The organism is Polaribacter sp. MED152, from assembly GCF_000152945.2.
Lineage (GTDB): Bacteria > Bacteroidota > Bacteroidia > Flavobacteriales > Flavobacteriaceae > Polaribacter.
The window spans coordinates 1744150-1764877 of the sequence record NC_020830.1 but is presented as its reverse complement, the minus strand read 5'-3'; the positions used below and the strand labels follow the sequence as shown (position 1 = coordinate 1764877).

Genomic DNA, 20728 nt, shown 5'->3' with positions numbered 1-20728 from the left:
CTTAGTAAATTGTTCTTAATTGTATTGCTGAAATTATGAACTGATTTACTTCTTAGAAAGTGCCTTATTGGCCAAAGTCAAACCATCAAAACCAAATTTCATAAAATTTCTAATATTTTGATGTGATGTACCTTCTGAATCTTCTAGAACATTTCTATAGTGTTCACCAAAGCAAATTAAGGTTTCTTTCTCTGTCAACTTTTGCGCTAGTGCAAAAGCAAAAACTTTACATGAGCCAGAGTTTTCGCCAGCCTTATTTGTAATTTCACCATTGGTGAATGCTGTTGGTATAAACGTATAATTATCTTCTATAAGCTGCATTGTTTCAGAAAACAACACTTGGTTTGGTTGGTTATTGAGTTTCTCTTTAAATTGAGTAATCGTCATTTTTATTTATTTTTTCCTTCTACAATTATTACAATTTCACCTTTTGGTGGCTTTTTTGTAAAGTGAGCTAAAACTTCGGCTGCAGTTCCTCTAACAGTTTCTTCAAACATTTTTGTAAGTTCTCTAGAAACAGAAACTTTTCTTTCTTCTCCAAAATATTCAATAAAATGGCCTAATGTTTTTACCAATTTATGAGGCGATTCATAAAAAATCATGGTTCTTGTTTCCTCAGCCAAAAGTAAAAAACGTGTTTGTCTTCCTTTTTTTACAGGTAAAAAACCTTCAAAAACAAACTTGTCATTTGGTAGGCCAGAATTAACTAAAGCAGGTACAAAAGCAGTGGCACCAGGTAAACATTCTACTTCAATATTATTCTCTACACAAGCTCTCGTTAGTAGAAATCCAGGATCAGAAATTGCAGGCGTTCCAGCATCAGAAATTACAGCACAAGTTTCTCCACTTTTAATTCTATTTAAAATGCCCTCAATAGATTTGTGTTCATTGTGCATATGATGACTATGCATTTGTGTAGAAATTTCAAAATGTTTCAACAGTTTTCCACTTGTTCTTGTGTCTTCTGCTAAAATAAAATCGGCTTCTTTTAGAACACGAATGGCTCTAAATGTCATGTCTTCTAAATTGCCTATTGGCGTTGGTACTAAATAAAGTTTACTCATAATTGTTAGATAGATTCGTAAGTTTCTACAGTAATATCTGCAACAACATCTCCTGTATGTTTTGTAGATAGTGGCTCAAATAATAAAATATGAACCTCTTCTTTGGCAACAGGTTTATGATCTACACCTTTAGGCACAATATAAAATTCACCTTCGTTTATAGTGATGATTTCATCTCGTAAATGCATTTCTAAAACTCCTTTTTGTACCAAAAAAAGTTCATCTTCATTTTCATGATTATGAAAAACAAATTCACCTTTAATTTTGGCTAACAAAATTTGCTGACCATTTAATTCTCCTATTTTTTTTGGAGACCATAAATCTTTAAAAAGGCCAAATTTTTTTTGAATATTAACTACGCTCATAAAAACAAATTTACAAAGATTTTAATGGATAAAATGTGTAATTTTGCAGTCAGATCTCGAAATAAATTTGAGAAGATAATTTAAGGATATTCGCTTTTGGCGAAAGAAAATTTTCAATAAGAAATGTACAGAAGTCATTCTTGTGGTGCCTTAAGAGCATCACACATTAACACAGAAGTTACACTAGCAGGTTGGGTTCAAAAATCTAGAGACAAAGGTTTTATGGTTTGGGTAGATTTGCGAGATAGATATGGAATTACACAGTTAATTTTTGATGAGGAACGTACATCTAAAGACATTATAGAAAAAGCAAAGTCTTTGGGTAGAGAATTTGTAATTCAAGTGAAAGGTACTGTTATTGAAAGAGAATCTAAAAATGATAGGTTAGCTACTGGTGAAGTTGAGGTTTTGGTTACTGAACTAGAAATTTTAAACGAAGCTAAACTACCACCTTTTACAATTGAAGATAAAACTGATGGAGGAGAGGACATAAGAATGAAATATAGATACTTAGATATTAGAAGAAACCCTGTTAAAGACAGCTTAATTTTTCGTCATAAAGTAACTATGGAAGTTCGTAAATACTTGTCTGATCAAGAATTTATAGAAGTAGAAACTCCGTATTTAATTAAATCTACTCCAGAAGGCGCAAGAGATTTTGTGGTACCTTCTAGAATGAACGAAGGTCAATTTTATGCTTTACCACAATCGCCTCAAACCTTTAAACAATTGTTGATGGTTGGTGGAATGGATAAATATTTTCAGATTGTAAAATGTTTTAGAGACGAAGATTTGCGTGCAGACAGACAGCCAGAATTTACCCAAATAGACTGTGAAATGGCTTTTGTAGAGCAAGAAGATATTCTAAATATTTTCGAAGGATTAACACGTCATTTATTAAAAGAAATTAATGGAGTTGAAGTAGATAAGTTTCCAAGAATGTTGTTTGATGATGCCATGCGTTTGTATGGTAATGACAAGCCAGACATTCGTTTTGGAATGGAATTTGGCGAGTTAAATGCAGTTACGCAACATAAAGATTTTAAGGTTTTTAATGATGCTGAATTAGTAATTGGTATTGCTGTACCTGGAGGGAATGCTTACACAAGAAAAGAAATAGACAACATTATAAAGTGGGTAAAAAGACCTCAAGTTGGTGCTCTTGGAATGATTTATTGTAGAGTTAACGAAGATGGTTCATTTAAGTCTTCTGTAGATAAATTTTACAATCAAGAAGATTTAGCAAAATGGGTTGAAGTTACAGGTGCAAAACCTGGAGATTTAGTTTGTGTTTTATCTGGTGAAACCAATAAAGTAAGAGCACAAATGTCTGCTTTACGTATGGAATTAGCAGAACGTTTAGGGTTGAGAGATCCTAAAGTATTTGCTCCTCTTTGGGTAATTGATTTCCCTTTATTAGAGTTAGATGAAGAAACAGGTCATTACCATGCAATGCATCACCCTTTTACCTCACCAAAACCAGGTCAATTAGAATTGTTAGATTCTAAACCAGGAGAAGTGAAAGCAAATGCTTATGATTTAGTGTTGAATGGAAATGAAATTGGTGGAGGTTCTATTAGAATACATGATAAAGCCACACAAGCAACCATGCTAAAACACTTAGGGTTTTCTGAAGAAGAAGCGAAAGCACAATTTGGTTTCTTAATGGATGCTTTTGAGTATGGAGCACCACCTCATGGAGGTTTGGCTTTTGGTTTAGATAGATTGGTTGCCATTTTAGGAGGCCAAGAAACCATTCGAGATTTTATAGCTTTCCCAAAAAACAATTCTGGTAGAGATGTAATGATAGATGCACCTGCCTTTATAGATGATGAGCAACTGCAAGAATTGAGTTTAAAACTCGATATTCAAGAATAAATTAAAATCCTGCTTTTGCAGGATTTTTTATTACATTTAAAATATGAAAAAATTAACCACACTTTTACTATTATTCATTGCTGTATCTGGGTTTTCGCAAACTATGACAGGAGATGAATTATTGGAAAAAGCAATTCAGTTTCATGATCCAAATGGAAATTGGAATACTTTTAAAGGAGAATTGTTTGTAACCATGGAAACTCCTAAAAATGCAGATCGAAAAAGTAAAATAAATATAGATTTGCCCAATCAGTATTTTTCTGTACTTGCTAAAAGAGATACAATTATTACAGAGTTTATAGTTGATAAAGAGAATTGTAGTTTTAGTTTAAATGGGAAACAAGATTTATCTGCAGACCTAAAGAAGAAGTATAGTTTAAATTGTGAACGAGCTGAGTTGTATAAAAATTATTATACCTATTTATATGGCTTACCTATGAAGTTAAAAGATGATGGAACAATCATACATCAAAAAGTAGAAAAACGTCAGTTTAAAGGAAAAGATTACTTGGTATTAAAAGTTACTTATAATAAAGAAGTGGGTAAAGACACTTGGTATTTTTATTTTAATCCAGAAACGTTTGCTATGGAAGTATATCAGTTTTTTAAGGATACTAAAGATAGTGGAGAATATATTTTGTTATCTGGTATAGAAACCATTAATGCTATTAAAATGCCAAAAGTAAGAGCTTGGTATTATAATAAAGACAATAATTATCTAGGTACAGATATTCTATCTAAAACCAAATAGTTCATTTTTAATGCCCACTAAAAATAAATATCTAAAACAAATTTTACTTTGGAGGTATCAGTTTATTTCTGAAAGACAATTTATTTATGTTCTTAGTGTTTTAGTTGGTTTATTGGCAGGTTTAGGTACTGCTGTATTAAAGAACCTAACCTTTTTTTTTGAGAATTTATTAGAGGGTAAGTTCATTAAAGATTTTCATTATTCTTTGTACTTTATTTTTCCAATTATTGGTTTGATTTTGGTGTATTACATCAAAAGGAAAATCATAAAAAAAGAAATTGGGCATGGTATACCAACAACATTGCATGCAGTTTCTAAAAAAAACGGAATTATAGATAAATACAAGATGTATGCTTCTTTAATTACTGCTCCAATTACAGTTGGTTTTGGTGGTTCTGCAGGTTTGCAAGGCCCAGCAGTGAGTACAGGTGCTGCCTTAGGTTCTTATGTTGCTCAGTTATTTCACATGAGTGCAAAAACAAGAATGTTACTCATTGGTTGTGCAACAGCTGGTGCAATGTCTTCTATGTTTAAAGCACCAGTTGCAGCAATTGTTTTTGCTGTAGAAATATTTAGTTTAGATTTGGCTTTTGCATCTCTGGTACCTTTATTATTGGCTTCTGTTTCTGCAGTAATTACCTCTTATTTTTTCTTTGAAAAAGACGCGCTTTTTGGTTTTCAGCTTATTGATGCATTTGAGATTAAAGATGTTCTCTACTATATTATTTTAGGTTTAGGTACAGGAGTTGCTTCTGTATATTTTTCTAAAATCTATTTTAGAATTACCAAGTTTTTTAATCATTTTAAGAAACCAATTCACAGGTTAATTCTTGGTGGAATAGCCATTGGAATTATGCTCTACTTTATACCACCATTATATGGTGAAGGATATGGTTTAATTAATAATTTATTGAATGGAAATACAGCAGATGCCCTAGCAACATTACCTTATAAAGTAGATTTAACAAATATTTGGATTGTTATTGCATTTCTAATTCTAATAGCATTGTTTAAAGCCATTGCAATGACAACCACATTTGCAGCTGGTGGAGTTGGAGGTATTTTTATTCCGACTTTATTTATGGGAGCTTCTTTAGGCAATGTATTTGCAAAAATTATAAATGCTTTAGGTGGCAATGTATCCGAATCTAATTTTACCTTAATTGGCATGACTGGTTTAATGGCTGGAGTTTTGCATGCACCTTTAACCGCTATTTTTTTAATTGCAGAAATAACTGGAGGCTATGATTTGTTTGTGCCTTTAATGTTAGTTGCAGCCATTAGTTTTGCGTTTACCAAATACTTTATAGCGAACTCTATTTACACTACAGAATTGGCTAAAAGAGGTGAATTGATTACACATAATAAGGATAAGAATGTAATGATGATGATGAAGATTGATCGATTAATTGAAGATAACTTTAAAACCATTCATCCAGAAATGTTGTTAGGAGATATGCTTAAATCTGCAGTAGCAAAATCTACTAGAAACATTTTTCCTGTAACCAATGCAGATAAAGTTTTTTTAGGAATTGTATTATTAGATGATATAAGACCATTTATGTTTGATACAGAAATGTATAATAATGTTACAGTAGAAACTTTAATGAAAGCTGCACCAGAAATTATTTTCTATGAAGATTCTGTGACAGAAATTATGAAGAAATTTAAAACTAGTGATGCTTGGAATTTACCTGTAGTTCAAGGCGATAAATACGTAGGTTTTATATCTAAATCTAAATTACTAACTGCGTATAGAAATAAGCTGATAGAAGTAACAAGTTAATTTAACTCCAAGGATCTTCATTAGGCTCTAGTTGCTTTTGACTAGCAATAATAGATTTACTAGACCTGTTTTGCTCGCCGATTTTTAAGCAAGAATAAAGTAAAAAAGCTATTTCTAAATCATTTTTATCAAGCATTAGTAATTTTACTTTACCTGCAAAATCTTCTTTGGTACAAGCTTCATTAAACTCAGCAATTTTAATTCCGTTTTTAAAAATAGACAACCTATCTTGAAAGTGAATTTTAATTTGATAGGTAATTTCGTTTACATCTATTGCAAAAATTGTTTTCTTATTATTTTTAGAAATTAATTCTGATAAAACAGTATCGTTTTTTTTAATCTGATATACCATTCTCCATTTCCAAAATTGAAATTGTTTGGTTACAACATATATTGTTTGCTGATTGGCGTTAAAAACATCTGTATGAAATTTACCAAAACCAGAATACCAGGCAGAAGAAAATTTTAAGATGTTTTTATCATAAACCTCTAGAGTGTTGTTGGTGTGTTGTATTCTGTAATTTTCTAAATCCATTTTAGAGCATATTTATAATAAAAATACAAAATGAAATTCATAAAAGTTGCAATTGTTAACGCTCATTTTCTTTTTTAAGAAAATCAATAACTTTATCAGGAAAATCTGTAAAAGCACCATCTACATTAGCATCTATTAAAAGGGTTTTTAGCATTTCATCAAAAGATGAAAACTCGGCTAAAGCATCTGCTCTAAATGTATATGGATGCACTTTTAACCCTAACTCGTGAGCTTCTTTTACCAAGTTTGTAAATTGAAAGCTGTTGTTTACTTTTTCTGATAATATTTGTTTGTACCAAGGCCCAACTCCATCTGCATAGGTTGCAAAATGTGCTAACTGTTTTGCTTCTTCAGGGTGTTCTATAAGCTGAACTAAAAATAATTCCGATTTTAAATCTACTCGAATTCGTTCTAATTCTTCTGCATCAAAACATTGCAAAATGCAATTATCATTCTTTGTTTTGTAACCATAATCAGCTAAAATATTTAATACAGTTGTAGTTAGATTTTTGCCTTCTTTTTGATGAAATTTTGGTTCTTTAATTTCTGGGTAAATTCCAATATTATTTCCTGTAGAAGCATTTAAACCTTGTATCAATTCAATTTCTTCTTGTAAAGAATGTAGTTTAAAGTTGGCTTTCCATTTTGGAAATCTGTTTGGGTAGAACTGCTCACCAGTTTTCGGGTCAAAACGTTCTGTAACTTGTAAAGACTTTAATTCATCGTATGTAAAATCTATCACATAAAACCGATTATCTTCTCTTTTTCTATCAGGAAATTTGTTGGCTACGTTTGTAACATAATCTAAATAAATATCATGTATTACAATGGGCACATCATCTTTACTTAGAACCAAATCTTGTTCTATAAAATCTACCTGCATTGCATAAGCCATTGCTTTTGCTTCTAAGGTATGTTCAGGTAAATAGCCAGAAGCACCTCTATGTGCTATAACAACTTTATTGCTCAATTTTTTTTTCTTTTGGATTTGGTTGCAGCCAGTTAGCAACAAACAAATCAAAAATAATAAATTGTATTTCATTTAAACTATATTAAGTTTTAAAGATAGAACTTTTGTAATTTTGCAGTATGAAGTTATTATTAAAAATTCTTTTTGTGATATTTATAGTTTGGATGTCTGTTGGAGCATTTTTACTAAATACAGAACACGAAAAAGCAGAAATTGTAATGGGTTTAGGCGTGTTTTACTTGTCTTTTATATTTATGCCAATTTTTATCTACTACAGATATAGAGATGGTAAGTATAAAAAATACATACTTACAGACGAGAAATTAATGGCTGCTTTTAAAAATAGAGATAAAAATTAAGATTTCTTTTTTAGAAAAGCATATACAGGAAAATGATCTGAAAAGCCACCTTTATACCAAGGACCAATATAGGTTCTAAAAGGGCTCCCTTTGTATTTTCCTTTATAGATTTTCATCCATTTTTTATTAAAAACTTCTGCATGTTTAAAGTACAGTTTGTCTTTTTCTTCTACCAAAAAGTTTTTAGAGAATATAATTTGATCAAATAAATTCCAGCTTCCATTGTAGGTTAGAGAACCTTTACTAGTAGGATTTAAAATTTTTTCCATAGGATTATAAAAATCATCTTTTACCAAATATTCCTTAACACTTTTACTTTTTGGATCATCATTAAAATCGCCCATAATAATAATTTTAGGGCCCATTTCTTTGGCATGAATTCCAGCTGTTATTTCTCTTATTTTTTCTGCAGCAGCAATACGTTTGTGTTCGGTTTCTGCTACACCTTCTCTTCTAGAAGACCAATGTGTAACAATAATATGCACCAATTCTCCATGTAAATGGCCACTAACTTTTAAAATATCTCTTGTATAATCTCTTTCACCTTCATCATCTTCTAAAAAAACTGGGTAGGTTTCAGAAGCTATTAATTCAAATGAAATTTTATTATACAATAAGGCTACATCAATACCTCTTTCATCAGGTGAATCATAATGCACAAAACCATAATGGTGTTTTTTTAAATAAGAAGAATTTGCCAAATCTGATACCACTTTCGCATTTTCTACTTCAACCAAACCTACAATTGCAGGCGGGTATTTTGATTTATTGAGCCCCAATTGCGCTATAATTGAACTCAATTTTTTGATTTTGATGTTGTAACGATTTATGGTCCATTTCTTTTTACCAGATGGAGTGTAATCATCATCTGCAGTATTTGGGTTATCTACTGTGTCAAACAAGTTTTCTACATTGTAAAAAGCAATAGTTGTAATATCTTTTTTTTGTTTGATAGCTGGTATAGATGGAAACATAAAATTTACTTTAAGGTAAAAATAACCAATTTATAAGGCATGAAACTAACTTATTGGTTTTGTTTTCATAACCTTCAAATAACGAATTACTTTATATAAAAATATAAATTTGTAACGATTAGAATTTGAATTAGGCTAAATATAGAATTAGTATAAAAGCGCGAGATTTACTTTAGCTGAGAAATCCTCAATTTATTTGAGGATTTTTTGTGTTTTATAAAATAAAAATCTGCTATAAAAAATAGTTGATAATTTAACCTAAAATATATGTTTTGTTAACATTCAAATTTAGTCTGTAAAAAAGAATCAAATTAAATTTGCAGAACCATACAACCACCACTAAATACAGCATATAAGAGCAAAAAGTAAAATATTTGAATTAATTAATTAAAACCTCAGTTTGTCTTGAGGTTTTTTTTGTTTCTATTCATCAAATTAAAAATTACTTTTTATCGAATTAAAAATTACACTTCTCAGTTAAAAAATGAATTAAAAAGCAATACTATTTTTTAGGGCTTAATGTTAGTTTAATTTAAGTAATTGTATATTTTTTATCAGATTTTAATAAATGTTTTGTTTTTAGAAATAGTCTTTGGTTTTTTACTGATAATTCTACTATTTTTTAGTACTTATTAACAGAATATCAGCAATGTATACTAAATGTTAAGAGAATTAAAATCGGTCAAAACTAACCAAAACTATATGTTTTTATAACCTTTAATTTCAATATAGTTTTTAATGGTAAAGTACTTTTACAGTGTTAATTAAAACAATAAAATCCAACAAAAAAACCTTATTAAAAATGAAAAAGCTATCTATTGTACTTGTAATTTCTTTAATGACTGTATTTTCATCATTTGCAAATAATAACGATGATAAAGTTAAAGAAGAAGTAAATAACAAATTAAGAAACAAAATAGAAAATTTATTAGGAGACTATCAGAACATTTTAGACAATAGTGAAGAGAAGACTTCTGTAAAATTCCTTATCAACAGAAAAGGAGAAATTATAGTTTTATCTGTAAATACAAACAAGCAAAATATTGCAAATTACATTAAAACTAAGTTAAACTATAAGAGAACTGCTATAAAGAATGTAAAATTCTTGAAAGCATACACTTTACCAATTAAGTTTGTTAAAGAGTAAATTAAAGTAATACCCCTAAGTTGAAAGAGCCCCAACAAATGTTGGGGCTCTTTTTGTTTTTAAATAAGTAAATGCATAATTATGTAAATACTAGAAAGTGAGATAAAGAAGAATATATATTAGTTTCATTTAGTTAATTGAGTTTGTTAAACTAGTTGACATCAAAAATTCTATTTGGTGTCAACTTTCTTTTTACCTTTGTTTTCTATGATAGATCAAAAAGAAGCCATTTCTGAAAAAGCTGTACTAATAGGTGTTATTACACAACAGCAAGATGAAACAAAATCAACAGAATATTTAGACGAACTAGAGTTTTTAACGCAAACTGCTGGAGGTGTTGTTGTAAAACGTTTTGTTCAAAAAATGGAAAGACCAAATCCTAAAACATTTTTAGGAGCTGGTAAACTAGAAGATGTAAAAGCGTACATACAATCTAACATGATTGGTACTGCTATTTTTGATGATGAGTTATCTCCTGCACAATTAAGAAATATCGAGAAAATTTTAGATTGTAAAATTTTAGATAGAACCAATTTAATACTTGATATTTTTGCACAGAGAGCGCAAACAAGTTCTGCAAAAACGCAAGTAGAATTGGCTCAAAGTGAATATCTTTTACCACGTTTAACAAGACTTTGGACACACCTTGACAAACAAAAAGGAGGTATTGGAATGCGTGGACCAGGAGAAACAGAGATTGAAACAGATAGACGTATAATTCGTGATAAAATAACACTCTTAAAAAAGCGCTTAAAAACTATTGATAAACAAATGGCGGTTCAAAGAAAGAATCGTGGTAAAATGGTAAGAGTTGCTTTGGTTGGGTATACCAATGTTGGTAAATCTACCTTAATGAATGTAGTTAGTAAAAGTGATGTTTTTGCAGAAAATAAATTGTTTGCAACTTTAGATACTACTGTACGTAAAGTAGTTATTAAAAACATTCCTTTTTTAATGACAGATACTGTTGGGTTTATTAGAAAATTACCAACTCAATTAGTAGAGTCATTCAAATCTACTTTAGACGAAGTTAGAGAAGCAGATTTATTGTTACATGTTGTAGATATATCTCACCCAAATTTTGAAGATCATATTGCATCTGTAAATTCTATTCTAACAGATATCAAATGTGCAGATAAACCAACCTTAATGGTCTTTAATAAGATTGATGCTTACCAACATGAAACTATAGAAGAAGACGATTTAGAGACAGAAAAAGGTAAAGAGCATTATACATTACAAGATTGGAAAAAAACATGGATGAATGATAATGAAGTAGAATCGATTTTTATTTCTGCTTTAAACAAAGAAAATCTAGAAGACTTTAAAGAGAAAACGTATGAAGAAGTAAAGAAAATTCATATTCAACGTTTTCCTTACAATGACTTTTTGTATTACGAATACAAAGAAGAGGAATAAAAAAAAATCCTATTACTTTTAAAGTAGTAGGATTTTTTTTAGTGTTTATTTTAGAATGTTATTGCTCCAAATCATCCTTTATGATTCCCATTCGTTTTGCTCTGTTTTCCCAAGATTTTCTTGCAAGGGCTTGTAAATCTGCAACAGAATCAGTTTCATCCATAATTTCTAAACCAAGTAAAGTTTCAATAACATCTTCTTGAGAAACTAAACCACTTACAGAACCATATTCATCCACAACAAGTGCAATATGTTCTTTTTCTTTAATTAATTTATCAAACAAATCTGGTATCGATAATTCTCTATCTGTAATTAAAATAGCTCTTTTTATGGTAGATAAAGCCTCATTTCCTTGACCGTTAATAATGGCTTCTAATAAATGATCTTTTAAAAAGTAGCCTGTAATTTCATCAGGATTTTCTTTAAAAACAGGTATTCTTGAGAAACGTAAATTTTTATGAGCTTCGTAAAAAGCCTGAATAGTTTCGCTCTCATCTGCAAGTTCCATAACTGTTCTAGGTGTCATTACATCATTTACTTTTATCTCTTTAAAACCTAGTAAGTTTCTAATTACTTTACTTTCATTCTTTTTAAATACACCATCTTTTTCAGCCATTTCTGTCATTACCAAAAAGCTTTCTCTACTTAAAATACTTCCATGACCTTTACCTCCAATAAGTTTAGTGGTAAGTTGTAATACCCATAAAATACCTGTGTATTTTAAAGGAAAAATCATAACCTTAAGTGCTTTAGAAGTAAAATTAGCTAAGCCTTTCCAATAAGTGGCTCCTATGGTTTTAGGTATAATTTCTGATGCTACTAAGATTAGAATCGTCATGATAGTAGATACTAAACCAACCATTACATCTTCTGTAAATTCTATGCCAAAAACACTTCTAGTGGTTGTACCATACATTTCTGCATAAGCTACTTTTGCTTGTACACCCACCAATATTGCACCTACAGTGTGTGCGATTGTATTAATAGTTAAAATAGCAATTAAAGGTTTGTCTACATCTTTTTTTAAAACTTCTAAATCTTCAGCATATTCTAAACCTTCACTTTTTTTAAGGTTGATAAAAGTAGGCGTAATACTTAGTAAAACTGCTTCTAAAATTGAACATAAAAAAGAGAAAAAAATTGAAACAGTAGCGTAAATTAATAATAATGTCATCCATAGAAATTTAAGTTACAAAAGTAATTAAAATAAAAAAACCTCAAGAGTTTCTTGAGGCTTAGAATATTAATTTATGTTTTTTGTTAAAAGGCATAGCTTAAACCAAACAACCAATAGGTTTGTAATTTGTTATCTACAGTATCAAATGTTTCTGCTGGGTTGTCTATTAAAGCATTGTTAAGTGCTTCTTGCTTATTGTTTCTTAAACCTACTTCAAAACCTAAACCTACTCCTTTCCAAAGTGTATATCCAAGAGAGTTTGTCCAAGTCCAGTTAGATAAATCACCATCTTTATAGCTTTGGAATAAAGATAAGTTAGATTTTACGCTTAAATCGCCATACTTATTGGTGTAATCTGCAACCACTTTTGCACCTAAAGAAGATTCAAAAACAGTGTCTCCGGAACTAAAAACAAAATTGTAGTTTCCTGGGTGCATTACTACCACTAAATGGCTAGTTGGTGTCCAAGTTAAACCTGCACCTAAATCTAAATATCCAGGGTCATTAAAATTATCAATTAATGTAGTTCTGTATTCTCCAAGTGCAGAAAGTGCCCATTTTTTGTTTAATCTTCTACCATATAATGATGATAGCGTAAATACATCAGAAGCAGTTTCAAAATCTTCGTCTCCACTAACGGATTTATCATCTAATTTTACCCAACCTAAGTTAAGGTTTCCAGAGTTTCTCCAAAAGAATTTCTCTTGAATTAAATTGGCAAAACCATTTACGGTAATTCCAATATTTGCAGCATCTGCATTGGGTGCGTTTCTAGCATACCAATTATTAAATCCAGATAAACTTGCACCCACAGTACCAAATGCACCAACTTTCCAACCTGGAAGAGCATCTATTTTGCTCTGAATTTTTTTGGCTTTAGCTTGTAGTTTAGAAATGGAGTCTTTTTTAGAGGCTAGCTCTTTTTTTAATTCATCTACATTTTGAGCATGTAATGTTATGCTCATAAATGCGAATAAACATAATAGTGTAATTTTTTTCATGAAATTTGGCTTTTATAAGTTGGCAAAATTAAAATAATTTAAAATTTCAAATTATCTAAATTAGATGAAATGCAATTTACTTTATTTTTTTAGATTGATAATCAATTACCTAAATAGAAGTTTGGCTTGTTTTTTTCGATTAAAGTTAGGTTTTAATAACTAACTCTTTCATGAAAACTGTAGTTTACCCCCAAACCAAACAATTGCCTAAATTGAATTTTACTCGAAGAATCATCATCTATGATTGCTTGAAAAGTTAGGTGCATCTTTATTTGTTTATTTACTTTAAAACCAATGTTTGATTGATAATCAACATCAATATTTCCTACGTTTGCAAGATAATCTGTATACATGGTTAAAATGTTTTCCATAACCACGTTTTCCATAATTTGAAACTTGTAGTAGCCTGATAAGTTATACCCAATACTAAATGCTGTATTTCTGCCTTCTTCTACCCCAAACTTCCCAGAAAAAAAGTCGTTTACCAAAGTATATCTTGCAGTTGCAGGTGCTATATTTAAACTTAAATTATCAGACTTTTTCCAGAGCATTCCTGGCCCAAAGGTTAAATAGGCAGGAGAAAGAAAGTCAGAAACTGCTTGCTTGGGTTCTTGTTTGTAATCGTAACCTAAGGTATATTGAGTTCTAAAATTCCCTATAAATGAGAAGAACCAATACGTTGATGTTTTTAAACCAAATAGTGTGTTGAATTCAAATCTATCATCGGTTTTTCTCCAGCCTTGTTCACTTAAATGACTTAATCCATAGCTGGTTAATAATCTGCTATCCCAGTTAATGTTGTTTTTTTTATAGTTAAAATCGTAATTTACATTTAGGTTTCCTGCTATAGTATTTACACCACCAGTTCTCCAGTTAGAAAACGAAGATTGATTGAATACAAAGGCAAACCTTCCATGAATTTTCCATTTAGGTTCTGGCAGTGTGTCTTTTTTCTTTGATTGTGCTATAGAACTGAACGAAAAAAGAAGTAAAAAAAGAAGAAAATAACTTCTCACTTTATTGATAGATTGATCGCAAAAGTAAGATTATCTACAAAAAAATAAAATTAATTTTTAGATTTATACAAAGGTACTGTAGAGCAAGCCTCACCAAACATAATACTCTTGGCAATTGGTTGAATCTTTTGAATTAAAAAAGCAAAAGCAGAAGGTGGTATTGGTTTATCTGCACAGCCTTTTATAATTACAGGTTTGTCTGCAAGATGTCTTAAATCTAAAAACCCAATAAGCTCTTGGTAAATTACAGTTTCTAATAATTCTAAATTTCCGATAACCACTTTATTTGCATGTGGTGCAAGTTCTGCTGCAATTAACATGTAAGCCCAAGAAGGTATAATAGCATCTACAGAACAAGTAACTGCTACAAATGTTTTTTTGTATTTAGACCAATTATGGTTCTTTACCAAAACTCTAAAATCTCTCTCTTTCAAAATTAATTCTTGAAAAAGCCAATCTTTAATATCAAATAAAATTCTTTCTCCTTCAGGATATATTTCCTCTAAATCAAAGGTTACTAATTTACTATTGGCAACTCTATTTACAATTTCATCTTGCATGTTCTTAAAATTTTAGAGTGAGTTTTTGTTTCTTGAAGCGTTTATAGCATTCCAAGCTCTAACTTAGCTTCTTCGCTCATCATTTCTTGAGTCCAAGTAGGATCGAAAGTTATTTCAACTTCGCACTCATTTATTTCTTTTAATGATTTTACTTTGTCTTCTATTTCTACAGGTAAACTCTCTGCAACTGGGCAGTTAGGAGATGTAAGCGTCATTAAAATCTTAGCATTGTTTTCGTCAGAAACAAATACATCATAAATTAAACCTAACTCGTAAATGTCAACAGGAATTTCTGGATCGTAAATAGTTTTTAAAACTCTAATAATTTTGTCTCCTATTTCTTCTAATTCTTTATCTGTCATTTTGTATAATCTTAATTCTGTAATTTTGCTTGTTGCGCAATTGCGTACATTTTTATTTGCTTTAACATAGAAACTAAACCATTTGCTCTTGTAGGTGAAAGGTGTTCTTTTAAACCAATTTCATCTATAAAATGAGTTTCTGCTACTAAAATATCTTCTGGTTTTTGTCCAGAATAAACTCTTAACAATAGTGCTACAATTCCTTTAGTTAAAATAGCATCGCTATCTGCAGTAAATTTTACACTGTTATCATCTAACTCAGAATACAACCAAACTTTAGACTGGCAACCCTTAATTAGGTTCTCATCTAGTTTATATTTATCGTCAATAATTGGTAAAGATTTCCCTAATTCAATGATGTATTCATAACGTTCCATCCAATCATCAAACATCGAAAACTCATCAATAATTTCTTCTTGTATTTCTTTGATAGTCATTTTTAAAACTTATTTTTGCATCTTAATAATCTTGCATACACAAGTTGTGCAAAATTACTGATTATATTTAAGAAATGAGCAAATTATTAGCAGTTGGTACAGTAGCTTTTGATGCAATTGAAACTCCATTTGGTAAAACCGATAAAATTCTTGGTGGTTCAGGAACTTTTGTAGGTTTAGCAGCAAGTCAATTTGGTGTAAAAACCGGAGTTGTTTCTGTAGTTGGGGGAGATTTTCCTGATAGTTATTTAGAAATGATGAATACCAAAGGTATTAATACAGATGGTATTGAAATAATTAAAGAAGGAAAAACGTTTTTCTGGAGTGGTAAATATCATAATGATATGAATTCTAGAGATACCTTGGTTACAGAATTGAATGTTTTAGAAAATTTTCAGCCAGTTGTTCCAGAAAACTTTAAAGATTCAGGTATTGTAATGTTGGGTAATTTACACCCATTAACGCAGGCTTCTGTTTTAGATCAAATGAACGAAAGACCAAAATTGGTAGTTTTAGATACTATGAATTTTTGGATGGATATTGCTTTAAATGATTTGCATGAAGTGCTGAAAAGAGTAGATGTAGTTACAATTAATGATGAAGAAGCTCGCCAACTTTCTGGTGAATATTCATTAGTCAATGCAGCTAAAAAGATTCATACAATGGGTCCTAAATATGTGGTGATTAAAAAAGGAGAACATGGAGCTTTATTATTTAATGAAGGTAAAATGTTTTTTGCACCAGCTTTGCCTTTAGCAGAGGTTTTTGATCCAACAGGAGCAGGAGATACATTTGCAGGAGGTTTTTGTGGTTATTTAGCAAAAACTGAAGACATTTCTTTTGAGAATATGAAAAACGCCATAATTTATGGTTCTAATTTGGCATCTTTCTGTGTAGAGAAGTTTGGTACAGAACGAATGCAGGAGCTTACGAAAGAAGAAGTAAAAAATCGCTTGCAAGCTTTTAAAGAGTTAACGCAATTTGATATAGAATTATCATAAATGAAAATCCGCGCCTAAAAACGCGGATTTTTTTGTAGTAAAAACAACAAATACTAGAATAAATGAGTGACGCAATTAAACACGAATGTGGAATTGCCTTGGTTCGATTAAAGAAGCCATTACAATTTTATAAAGACAAATACGGTTCTGCTTTTTACGGAATTAATAAGATGTACTTGTTAATGGAAAAGCAACACAATCGTGGTCAAGATGGTGCTGGTTTTGCAAGTGTAAAGTTTAATATAGAGCCAGGAACTAGATATATTAGTAGAGTACGTTCTAATAAAACGCAACCTATTCAAGATATTTTTGCACAAATTAACGATAGAATAAATGGTGTTCTAGAAGTTAATCCAGACAAAAAAGACGATGTTGCTTGGCAAGAAGAACACATGCCATATGTGGGTAATTTATTTTTAGGTCATGTACGTTATGGAACGTTTGGTAAAAACTCTATAGAAAGTGTACATCCTTTTTTGCGTCAAAGCAATTGGAAACATAAAAACCTTATTGTTGCAGGTAATTTTAATATGACAAACTCTAACCAAATGTTAGACGAGTTAATTGAGTTAGGGCAACATCCAAAGGAGTTTACAGATACTGTAACTGTAATGGAAAAAATTGGGCATTTCTTAGAAGATGAAGTGGGTAAACTTTATCAAAAAGCTAAAAAACAAGGATTTAATAAAAAAGATGCATCACCATTTATAGAAGAAAATTTAAGCTTAAAGAAAGTTTTAAAACGTTCTTCTAAAAATTGGGATGGTGGTTATGCAATGGCTGGTTTAGTAGGTCATGGAGATGCTTTTGTATTAAGAGATCCAAATGGAATTAGACCAACCTTTTTTTATGAAGATGATGAAGTTGTAGTTGTTGCATCAGAAAGACCAGTTATACAAACTGTATTTAATGTGTCTATAGATAAAGTGCAAGAGTTAGAAAGAGGTCATGCTTTAATAATAAAGAAAAGTGGTAAAGTTTCTATTAAAAAAGTAAATGAGCCTAGAGAAAAGAAATCATGTTCTTTTGAGCGAATTTATTTTTCTAGAGGTAGTGATGCTAGCATTTACGAAGAGCGTAAAAACTTAGGTAAATATGTGTTTCCACAAGTTTTAAAATCTATAAATTCGGATGTTTCAAACTCGGTATTTTCTTACATACCAAACACTGCAGAAACATCATTTTATGGAATGACAGAAGCTGCTGAAGATTTATTAAATCAACAAAAAACGGCTAAAATATTAGCTGGTGGTACAAAATTGTCTGCACAAAAGGTAACAGAAATTTTATCTGAGAGACCACGTTTTGAAAAAATTGCAATTAAAGATGCAAAATTAAGAACGTTTATTGCTGATGATAATTCTAGAGATGATTTAGTAGAACATGTTTACGATATAACTTATGGTGTTGTAAAACCTACAGATAACTTAGTAATTATAGATGATAGTATTGTTCGTGGAACAACTTTAAAGAAAAGTATCATTAAAATTTTAGACAGATTAAACCCTAAGAAAATTGTGGTGGTTTCTTCTGCTCCTCAAATTAGATATCCAGATTGTTATGGTATAGATATGGCTAGAATAGATGCATTTATTGCATTTAAAGCAGCAATAGCTTTACTAAAGCAAACAGATCAATATCATATTGTAGATGAGGTTTATCAAAAAAGTAAAGCTCAGCAAAACAAAGAAGACGAAGCTATTGTAAATTATGTAAAGGAAATTTACAGCCCATTTTCTTCAGAAGAAATTTCAGCTAAAATTGCAGAGATGCTAAAAACTGAAGAAATTAAAGCAGAGGTTGAAGTAATTTATCAAACTGTAGAAGGTTTGCATAAAGCTTGTCCAGATAATTTAGGAGATTGGTATTTTACAGGCGATTATCCTACTCCTGGAGGTATGAGAGTAGTAAATCAAGCATTCATAAACTTCTATGAAGGTAATGATGAGAGAGCTTATTAAATAGCAATGTTTTCAACATAAAAAAAGCATCCAAATTTTGGATGCTTTTTTTTATATCATTAAGAATATAATTACTTAGCTTCTGCATATCTTCTTTCAACTTCGTTCCAGTTGATAACTTTAAAGAAAGCATCAATATAATCTGGTCTTCTGTTTTGGTAGTTTAAATAATAAGCATGTTCCCAAACGTCTAATCCTAAGATTGGAGTTCCACCACAAGTAACACCTGGCATTAATGGGTTATCTTGGTTTGGTGTAGAACAAACTTCTACTTTACCACCTTTATGTACACATAACCAAGCCCAACCAGAACCAAACTGAGTTGCTGCTGCTTTAGAAAATGCATCCATAAATGCTTCTTTAGAACCAAATTCTGCTTCAATAGCATCTTTTAACTCTCCAGATAAATAACCTCTATCTTCTGGGTTCATTACTGTCCAGAACAAAGAGTGATTGTAAAATCCACCTCCATTATTTCTAACAGCGCTATTGCTCATATCTAAATTAGTTAAAATATCTTCTATAGATTTTCCTTCTAAATCAGTACCTTCAATTGCGTTATTTAATTTTGTTGTATATCCATTGTGATGTTTTCCATGGTGTATCTCCATAGTTTTAGCATCAATATGTGGTTCTAGTGCATCATGTGCGTATCCTAATTCTGGTAATTCAAAAGCCATAATTTTATTTTTAAAAGTTTATTTTAATTAGTGAGTAACAAATTTAACATTTAAAAGAACCAATACCAAGTCTTTAATAATTTGTTAACTTATAGCAATATAGATTGTAGTTATTCACCATATTTCTGCATAAACTCCTCAAGTTCAGCCACCATATTTTTACTACCACAAACAAATGGCACTCTTTGGTGTAATTCTGTAGGCTCTACATCTAAAGTTCTTGTGTACCCATCAGAAGCATAACCATTAGCCTGTTCAGCTAAAAAAGCCATTGGGTTGCATTCGTAAAGTAAACGTAATTTTCCATTCGGATTTCTAGACCCTTTAGGGTACATATAAATACCACCTTTAATCATATTTCTGTGAAAATCAGAAACCAAAGAACCAATATATCTGCTTGTGTAAGGTCTATCACCTTCCTCTTCTTGACAGTGTTTAATGTATTTTTTAACTCCCAAAGGAAAATCCATATAATTCCCTTCATTCACTGAATATATACTACCATCTTCAGGAAACTCCATGTTTGGGTGAGATAAGTAAAATGAACCAATTGCAGGGTTTAGTGTAAAACCATTAACACCATCACCAGTTGTATAAACCAACATTGTAGATGTACCATAAACTACATAACCTGCAGCCACTTGCTCACTACCTTTTTGTAAAAAATCTTCTATTTGCACAGGGGTTCCTGTTGGTGTAACTCTTCTGTAAATAGAAAAAATAGTACCTACAGAAACGTTTACATCTATGTTAGATGAACCGTCTAAAGGGTCTATTAAAACCACATATTTGTTTTGATGATTTTCATCAATACTATTGATAGATATAAAACTATCTTCCTCTTCACTAGCAATTCCACAAACAATATTTCTTCTTGTTAAGGTTTGTATGAATTTATCATTTGCATAAACATCTAATTTTTGCTGATCTTCACCTTGAATATTAGTGTCTCCAAAAGCACCAATAATATCTACTAAACCTGCTTTGTTAACTTCATGATTTACCACTTTTGCAGCCAATCTAATAGAATTTAAAAGGCTACTTAATTCACCTGAACTGTATTTAAAGGCGTGCTGATTTTCAATAATGAATTCACCAAGAGTTTGTTTTTTTACTGTCATAAAAGCGTTAAAGGTTGATTTTTAACAAATATCTGAACTTTTTTGAGTTACTACAACGTTTTAGATTTTTATTTTTTTGAATCATAATGATTTAAGAATTATATAAAAAATTATACAGATTGTAGCTAATTGTCAAAATTTTACAAATATTTTTGACGATTGTA

Annotated in this window: 22 protein-coding genes; 8 read left to right on the top strand and 14 right to left on the bottom strand. The window is 30.5% G+C overall.

What is annotated here, in order from left to right; all coding sequences use genetic code 11:
- Window positions 1-45: 45 nt before the first annotated feature.
- From MED152_RS07845 to MED152_RS07835, 3 genes are read right to left on the bottom strand one after another with little or no spacing between them, the layout of a single operon-like run.
- Complete coding sequence (locus MED152_RS07845; RefSeq protein WP_015481328.1) at window positions 46-387, bottom strand: HopJ type III effector protein; 342 nt, start codon at window positions 385-387, stop codon at window positions 46-48.
- Between the two features lie 2 nt (window positions 388-389).
- On the bottom strand, window positions 390-1064 hold the full coding sequence (gene rsmI / locus MED152_RS07840) for a 16S rRNA (cytidine(1402)-2'-O)-methyltransferase (protein WP_015481327.1): 675 nt from the start codon (window positions 1062-1064) through the stop codon (window positions 390-392).
- Window positions 1065-1069: 5 nt separating this feature from the next.
- Window positions 1070-1429, bottom strand: coding sequence for a cupin domain-containing protein (locus MED152_RS07835; protein ID WP_015481326.1), 360 nt, complete (start codon window positions 1427-1429; stop codon window positions 1070-1072).
- Window positions 1430-1552: 123 nt separating this feature from the next.
- Here MED152_RS07835 and aspS point away from each other — a divergent pair, with 123 nt between their 5' ends.
- The 3 genes from aspS to MED152_RS07820 are packed head-to-tail and all read left to right on the top strand — an operon-like array spanning window position 1553 to window position 5844.
- Window positions 1553-3307: an aspartate--tRNA ligase gene (gene aspS, locus MED152_RS07830; RefSeq protein ID WP_015481325.1), complete on the top strand. Its 1755-nt coding sequence runs from the start codon at window positions 1553-1555 to the stop codon at window positions 3305-3307.
- A gap of 43 nt (window positions 3308-3350) precedes the next feature.
- Window positions 3351-4058, top strand: a complete 708-nt coding sequence (locus tag MED152_RS07825) for a DUF6503 family protein (protein ID WP_015481324.1) — start codon at window positions 3351-3353, stop codon at window positions 4056-4058.
- Between the two features lie 10 nt (window positions 4059-4068).
- Window positions 4069-5844, top strand: a complete 1776-nt coding sequence (locus MED152_RS07820) for a chloride channel protein (RefSeq protein ID WP_015481323.1) — start codon at window positions 4069-4071, stop codon at window positions 5842-5844.
- A 1-nt stretch (window position 5845) separates the two neighbouring features.
- Here MED152_RS07820 and MED152_RS07815 read toward each other — a convergent pair whose 3' ends face one another.
- Together MED152_RS07815 and glpQ are read right to left on the bottom strand one after the other, a co-directional pair.
- Complete coding sequence (locus tag MED152_RS07815; RefSeq protein WP_015481322.1) at window positions 5846-6379, bottom strand: hypothetical protein; 534 nt, start codon at window positions 6377-6379, stop codon at window positions 5846-5848.
- Between the two features lie 55 nt (window positions 6380-6434).
- Window positions 6435-7349, bottom strand: a complete 915-nt coding sequence (gene glpQ / locus MED152_RS07810) for a glycerophosphodiester phosphodiesterase (RefSeq protein WP_238559136.1) — start codon at window positions 7347-7349, stop codon at window positions 6435-6437.
- A 119-nt stretch (window positions 7350-7468) separates the two neighbouring features.
- On the opposite strand from glpQ, the gene MED152_RS07805 reads away from it, so the two are divergent.
- Window positions 7469-7708 (top strand): hypothetical protein, encoded by a 240-nt coding sequence (locus MED152_RS07805; RefSeq protein ID WP_015481320.1) that lies wholly within the window; start codon window positions 7469-7471, stop codon window positions 7706-7708.
- Here MED152_RS07805 and MED152_RS07800 read toward each other — a convergent pair.
- On the bottom strand, window positions 7705-8682 hold the full coding sequence (locus MED152_RS07800; RefSeq protein ID WP_015481319.1) for an endonuclease: 978 nt from the start codon (window positions 8680-8682) through the stop codon (window positions 7705-7707). The genes MED152_RS07805 and MED152_RS07800 overlap by 4 nt on opposite strands.
- 802 nt (window positions 8683-9484) lie before the next feature.
- Between MED152_RS07800 and MED152_RS07795 the strand changes: the two genes are divergently transcribed.
- On the top strand, window positions 9485-9829 hold the full coding sequence (locus MED152_RS07795) for a hypothetical protein (protein WP_015481318.1): 345 nt from the start codon (window positions 9485-9487) through the stop codon (window positions 9827-9829).
- Window positions 9830-10036: 207 nt separating this feature from the next.
- The gene (hflX, locus tag MED152_RS07790) at window positions 10037-11248 is read left to right on the top strand and encodes a GTPase HflX (RefSeq protein ID WP_041383486.1); all 1212 of its coding nucleotides are present in this window, start codon (window positions 10037-10039) and stop codon (window positions 11246-11248) included.
- A 58-nt stretch (window positions 11249-11306) separates the two neighbouring features.
- Here hflX and MED152_RS07785 read toward each other — a convergent pair whose 3' ends face one another.
- From MED152_RS07785 to MED152_RS07760, 6 genes are all read right to left on the bottom strand, one after another.
- Window positions 11307-12422 carry a CNNM domain-containing protein gene (locus MED152_RS07785; protein WP_015481316.1) on the bottom strand — a complete coding sequence of 372 codons (1116 nt, stop codon included), beginning with the start codon at window positions 12420-12422 and terminating at the stop codon, window positions 11307-11309.
- An 86-nt stretch (window positions 12423-12508) separates the two neighbouring features.
- Window positions 12509-13426, bottom strand: coding sequence for a DUF3078 domain-containing protein (locus tag MED152_RS07780; protein ID WP_015481315.1), 918 nt, complete (start codon window positions 13424-13426; stop codon window positions 12509-12511).
- Between the two features lie 152 nt (window positions 13427-13578).
- On the bottom strand, window positions 13579-14442 hold the full coding sequence (locus MED152_RS07775; RefSeq protein ID WP_015481314.1) for a DUF3078 domain-containing protein: 864 nt from the start codon (window positions 14440-14442) through the stop codon (window positions 13579-13581).
- Window positions 14443-14492: 50 nt separating this feature from the next.
- A complete protein-coding gene (locus MED152_RS07770; RefSeq protein WP_015481313.1) occupies window positions 14493-15002 on the bottom strand; it encodes a DUF2480 family protein in 510 nt (169 codons plus the stop codon).
- Between the two features lie 41 nt (window positions 15003-15043).
- Window positions 15044-15364 carry a DUF59 domain-containing protein gene (locus MED152_RS07765; protein WP_015481312.1) on the bottom strand — a complete coding sequence of 107 codons (321 nt, stop codon included), beginning with the start codon at window positions 15362-15364 and terminating at the stop codon, window positions 15044-15046.
- Window positions 15365-15375: 11 nt separating this feature from the next.
- The gene (locus tag MED152_RS07760) at window positions 15376-15801 is read right to left on the bottom strand and encodes a SufE family protein (protein ID WP_015481311.1); all 426 of its coding nucleotides are present in this window, start codon (window positions 15799-15801) and stop codon (window positions 15376-15378) included.
- Window positions 15802-15875: 74 nt separating this feature from the next.
- Here MED152_RS07760 and MED152_RS07755 point away from each other — a divergent pair, with 74 nt between their 5' ends.
- Both MED152_RS07755 and MED152_RS07750 read left to right on the top strand, forming a co-directional pair.
- Window positions 15876-16802 carry a PfkB family carbohydrate kinase gene (locus MED152_RS07755; protein WP_015481310.1) on the top strand — a complete coding sequence of 309 codons (927 nt, stop codon included), beginning with the start codon at window positions 15876-15878 and terminating at the stop codon, window positions 16800-16802.
- 62 nt (window positions 16803-16864) lie between these two features.
- Window positions 16865-18763 (top strand): amidophosphoribosyltransferase, encoded by a 1899-nt coding sequence (locus tag MED152_RS07750; RefSeq protein WP_015481309.1) that lies wholly within the window; start codon window positions 16865-16867, stop codon window positions 18761-18763.
- 71 nt (window positions 18764-18834) lie between these two features.
- Here MED152_RS07750 and MED152_RS07745 read toward each other — a convergent pair whose 3' ends face one another.
- Together MED152_RS07745 and fbp are read right to left on the bottom strand one after the other, a co-directional pair.
- Entirely contained in the window at window positions 18835-19443 is a 609-nt protein-coding gene (locus tag MED152_RS07745) for a superoxide dismutase (protein WP_015481308.1), read from the bottom strand.
- A gap of 110 nt (window positions 19444-19553) precedes the next feature.
- Window positions 19554-20564 (bottom strand): class 1 fructose-bisphosphatase, encoded by a 1011-nt coding sequence (gene fbp, locus MED152_RS07740; RefSeq protein ID WP_015481307.1) that lies wholly within the window; start codon window positions 20562-20564, stop codon window positions 19554-19556.
- Between the last annotated feature and the right edge of the window lie 164 nt (window positions 20565-20728).

Coding starts and splice junctions, on each gene's coding strand:
- MED152_RS07845 (WP_015481328.1), bottom strand. CDS start 387: ATGACGATTACTCAATTTAAAGAGAAACTCAATAACCAACCAAACCAA.
- rsmI (WP_015481327.1), bottom strand. CDS start 1,064: ATGAGTAAACTTTATTTAGTACCAACGCCAATAGGCAATTTAGAAGAC.
- MED152_RS07835 (WP_015481326.1), bottom strand. CDS start 1,429: ATGAGCGTAGTTAATATTCAAAAAAAATTTGGCCTTTTTAAAGATTTA.
- aspS (WP_015481325.1), top strand. CDS start 1,553: ATGTACAGAAGTCATTCTTGTGGTGCCTTAAGAGCATCACACATTAAC.
- MED152_RS07825 (WP_015481324.1), top strand. CDS start 3,351: ATGAAAAAATTAACCACACTTTTACTATTATTCATTGCTGTATCTGGG.
- MED152_RS07820 (WP_015481323.1), top strand. CDS start 4,069: ATGCCCACTAAAAATAAATATCTAAAACAAATTTTACTTTGGAGGTAT.
- MED152_RS07815 (WP_015481322.1), bottom strand. CDS start 6,379: ATGGATTTAGAAAATTACAGAATACAACACACCAACAACACTCTAGAG.
- MED152_RS07805 (WP_015481320.1), top strand. CDS start 7,469: ATGAAGTTATTATTAAAAATTCTTTTTGTGATATTTATAGTTTGGATG.
- MED152_RS07800 (WP_015481319.1), bottom strand. CDS start 8,682: ATGTTTCCATCTATACCAGCTATCAAACAAAAAAAAGATATTACAACT.
- MED152_RS07795 (WP_015481318.1), top strand. CDS start 9,485: ATGAAAAAGCTATCTATTGTACTTGTAATTTCTTTAATGACTGTATTT.
- hflX (WP_041383486.1), top strand. CDS start 10,037: ATGATAGATCAAAAAGAAGCCATTTCTGAAAAAGCTGTACTAATAGGT.
- MED152_RS07785 (WP_015481316.1), bottom strand. CDS start 12,422: ATGACATTATTATTAATTTACGCTACTGTTTCAATTTTTTTCTCTTTT.
- MED152_RS07780 (WP_015481315.1), bottom strand. CDS start 13,426: ATGAAAAAAATTACACTATTATGTTTATTCGCATTTATGAGCATAACA.
- MED152_RS07770 (WP_015481313.1), bottom strand. CDS start 15,002: ATGCAAGATGAAATTGTAAATAGAGTTGCCAATAGTAAATTAGTAACC.
- MED152_RS07765 (WP_015481312.1), bottom strand. CDS start 15,364: ATGACAGATAAAGAATTAGAAGAAATAGGAGACAAAATTATTAGAGTT.
- MED152_RS07760 (WP_015481311.1), bottom strand. CDS start 15,801: ATGACTATCAAAGAAATACAAGAAGAAATTATTGATGAGTTTTCGATG.
- MED152_RS07755 (WP_015481310.1), top strand. CDS start 15,876: ATGAGCAAATTATTAGCAGTTGGTACAGTAGCTTTTGATGCAATTGAA.
- MED152_RS07750 (WP_015481309.1), top strand. CDS start 16,865: ATGAGTGACGCAATTAAACACGAATGTGGAATTGCCTTGGTTCGATTA.
- MED152_RS07745 (WP_015481308.1), bottom strand. CDS start 19,443: ATGGCTTTTGAATTACCAGAATTAGGATACGCACATGATGCACTAGAA.
- fbp (WP_015481307.1), bottom strand. CDS start 20,564: ATGACAGTAAAAAAACAAACTCTTGGTGAATTCATTATTGAAAATCAG.